A 2,448-nucleotide genomic window follows, 5' to 3' on the forward strand; every position below is an offset into this window, starting at 1 on the left:
GCCGCCGCCGGCACCGCCGCGGCCGCGCCCCTGATCGAGCGCGGGCTGGCGCCGCTGGCGGCGATCGCGCTGGGCTTCCATCTGCTGGCCGTGCTGTGCCTCGCCGCGCTGCCGAGGCTGCGCGAGCCGGGTCCAGGGAACGACGTGCCGGTCAGTGCGGCAGCACCACCTTCCGGGCCTGGACGTCGATGACGGAGAATTCGCGGTCGGGGAAGCAATGCGCCCCAACCTCCAGCGCCACGGCGGAATCGGCGTAGAAGCAGATCACCCGGCCGCGGCGGACGAAGGCGTATTGCGAAGGCGCGGCAGTCGCCGAGTCGGCGAGGAACCGCTCCAGAACGGCGACATCCGCCTTCCCGACATGCCCGGCCATGGCCGCCTCCCGGAACCGCCGGCGGCATCCTAGGCCTCGTCGCGCGCCGCGGATATTGGCCGATTGTCCTAGCCTCACGAATTTTTGCATGGCCTTGTCGGGAGCGGGCGTCCCCGGTCGTCCTCGGGACGGAAGCGGTCCTGCCCGGGACCGGCTGAGCGAGGAGGAGCACGCCATGAAGGTTACCCAGCATCTCTGGTTCGAGCGCGATATGGAGGCCGCGATCCGCTTCTACACCGGGCTGATCCCGGGGTCGGCGGTGCACTGGATCTCGCCCTTGCCCGCCGACACGCCGAGCGGCCCGGCCGGCAGCGTCCGGCTGGCCGGATTCACCCTGGGCGACCAGCGCTACCAGGCGATCGAGGCCGGACCGCTGGACCCGTTCAACCACGCCTTCTCGATCATGGTCGAATGCGACGGCCAGGCCGAACTCGACCGGCTGTGGGACGCGCTGAGGGAGGGCGGGTCGGTCGAGCAATGCGGCTGGCTGCGCGACCGCTGGGGCCTGTCCTGGCAGATCGTGCCGAAACGGCTGGGCGTACTGATGGGCGATCCCGACCCGGCCAAGGTCCAGCGCGTCACGGCGGCGATGCTGAAGATGGTGAAGTTCGACATCGCCGCGCTGGAGGCGGCGGCGGAGGGCTGACCCTGGCCGGCGGTCGTCCATGCCGCTAGAAGACGGGACGACCATCTGCCGGGAGGAGGCCATGCCCCAGTTGACCCTGCCGCAGGACGGCCAGTGCCGGTGCGGGCGGGTGCGCTTCCGCGTCACCGCCCCGCCGATGCTGACCATGGCCTGCCACTGCACCGGCTGCCAGCGGATGACCGGCGGCCCCTTCTCCCTCTCCGCCGCGATCCCGACGGCCGGGTTCGCGGTGACGCAGGGCGAGCCGGTGCTCGGCGGGCTGCGCGGCACGCCGGAGCATTATTTCTGCCCGCACTGCATGAGCTGGCTGTTCACGCGGATGCCGGGCATCGACTTCTTCGTCAATGTCCGGCCGACCATGCTGGACGACCCGGCATGGTCGACGCCGTTCATCGAGACCTGGACCAGCGAGAAGCTGCCCTGGGCCGCCACCCCGGCGGTGCACAGCTATGAAGGCTTTCCGCCGGTCGAGGACTATGACCGCCTGATCGCGGAGTATGCGGCGGCGCGGCCCTGACCGGGGCTACGCCGCCGGGCCGTCGCCGGAGCGGGCGTCTTCCGCCTCGGCCTCCGCGTCGCGCTTGGCGCGGTCGCGCTCGATCAGGCCGCCGATGAAGATCGCGATCTCGTAGAGCAGCAGCATCGGCACGGCCAGTGCGATCTGGCTGATCGCATCCGGCGGGGTCAGGACGGCGGCGACGACGAAGACGATGACGATGGCGTAGCGCCGCTTGCTCTTCAGCGTGGCGACGCTGAGGATGCCGACGCGCACCAGCAGCGTCAGCAGCACCGGCAGCTGGAAGGCGATGCCGAAGGCCAGCAGCAGGCGCATCACCAGGTCGAGATACTCCGACACCTTGGCGTCGAGCTTGATCTCGATGCCGCTGCCGACATCCGGGCCCAGCACCTGGAAGGACAGGAAGAACTTCCAGGCCAGCGGGAACACGAAATAGTATACGAAGGCGGCGCCGATGATGAACATCACCGGGCTGAACAGCAGGAACGGCAGGAAGGCGTTGCGCTCGTTCCGATACAGGCCGGGCGCGACGAACATCCAGATCTGGCTGGCCACCACCGGGAAGGCCAGGCAGAAGCCGCCCCAGAAGCCGATCTTGATGTAGGTGAAGAAGGTCTCGGTCAGCGCCGTGGAGATCATCGACCTGGCCTGGCCGGCCGCGGCCAGCGCATCCGCCAGCGGCTGCGCCAGGAACAGGTAGATCGCCTCGGAGAAATGATAGCAGATGAAGAACCCGACCAGGATCGCGACCACGGCATAGATCAGCCGGGTGCGCAGCTCCAGCAGATGGTCCATCAGCGGCATCTGCTTGTCGTCGATCTCCCTGTCGGAGGGCGCCATGGATCAGCTCGCGCGGTCGGTCGGGGTCGGGGTGGCGGCAGAGGCAGGGACCGGCGCGGCGACAGGCGTGGC

The 2,448-nt window shown here is 69.3% G+C and carries 5 protein-coding genes; 3 read left to right on the forward strand and 2 right to left on the reverse strand.

Going from position 1 to position 2,448, the window contains the following annotated elements:
• On the forward strand, positions 1-192 hold a 192-nt coding region (locus tag P409_RS39535; RefSeq protein WP_202964873.1), incomplete at its 5' end, for a hypothetical protein.
• Here P409_RS39535 and P409_RS31880 read toward each other — a convergent pair.
• Positions 152-373, reverse strand: a complete 222-nt coding sequence (locus tag P409_RS31880) for a hypothetical protein (protein ID WP_034848078.1) — start codon at positions 371-373, stop codon at positions 152-154. The genes P409_RS39535 and P409_RS31880 overlap by 41 nt on opposite strands.
• Before the next feature lie 175 nt (positions 374-548).
• On the opposite strand from P409_RS31880, the gene P409_RS31885 reads away from it, so the two are divergent.
• Positions 549-1,019 (forward strand): VOC family protein, encoded by a 471-nt coding sequence (locus tag P409_RS31885; protein ID WP_034848080.1) that lies wholly within the window; start codon positions 549-551, stop codon positions 1,017-1,019.
• A gap of 61 nt (positions 1,020-1,080) precedes the next feature.
• Entirely contained in the window at positions 1,081-1,536 is a 456-nt protein-coding gene (locus P409_RS31890; RefSeq protein WP_034848082.1) for a GFA family protein, read from the forward strand.
• Between the two features lie 6 nt (positions 1,537-1,542).
• Here P409_RS31890 and tatC read toward each other — a convergent pair whose 3' ends face one another.
• On the reverse strand, positions 1,543-2,376 hold the full coding sequence (tatC, locus tag P409_RS31895) for a twin-arginine translocase subunit TatC (RefSeq protein WP_238578821.1): 834 nt from the start codon (positions 2,374-2,376) through the stop codon (positions 1,543-1,545).
• Positions 2,377-2,448: the final 72 nt, after the last annotated feature.

The sequence above is a fragment of the Inquilinus limosus MP06 genome (assembly GCF_000767795.1).
Taxonomy (GTDB): Bacteria; Pseudomonadota; Alphaproteobacteria; order DSM-16000; family Inquilinaceae; genus Inquilinus; species Inquilinus limosus_E.

Coding starts and splice junctions, on each gene's coding strand:
- P409_RS31885 (WP_034848080.1), top strand. CDS start 549: ATGAAGGTTACCCAGCATCTCTGGTTCGAGCGCGATATGGAGGCCGCG.
- P409_RS31880 (WP_034848078.1), bottom strand. CDS start 373: ATGGCCGGGCATGTCGGGAAGGCGGATGTCGCCGTTCTGGAGCGGTTC.
- P409_RS31890 (WP_034848082.1), top strand. CDS start 1,081: ATGCCCCAGTTGACCCTGCCGCAGGACGGCCAGTGCCGGTGCGGGCGG.
- tatC (WP_238578821.1), bottom strand. CDS start 2,376: ATGGCGCCCTCCGACAGGGAGATCGACGACAAGCAGATGCCGCTGATG.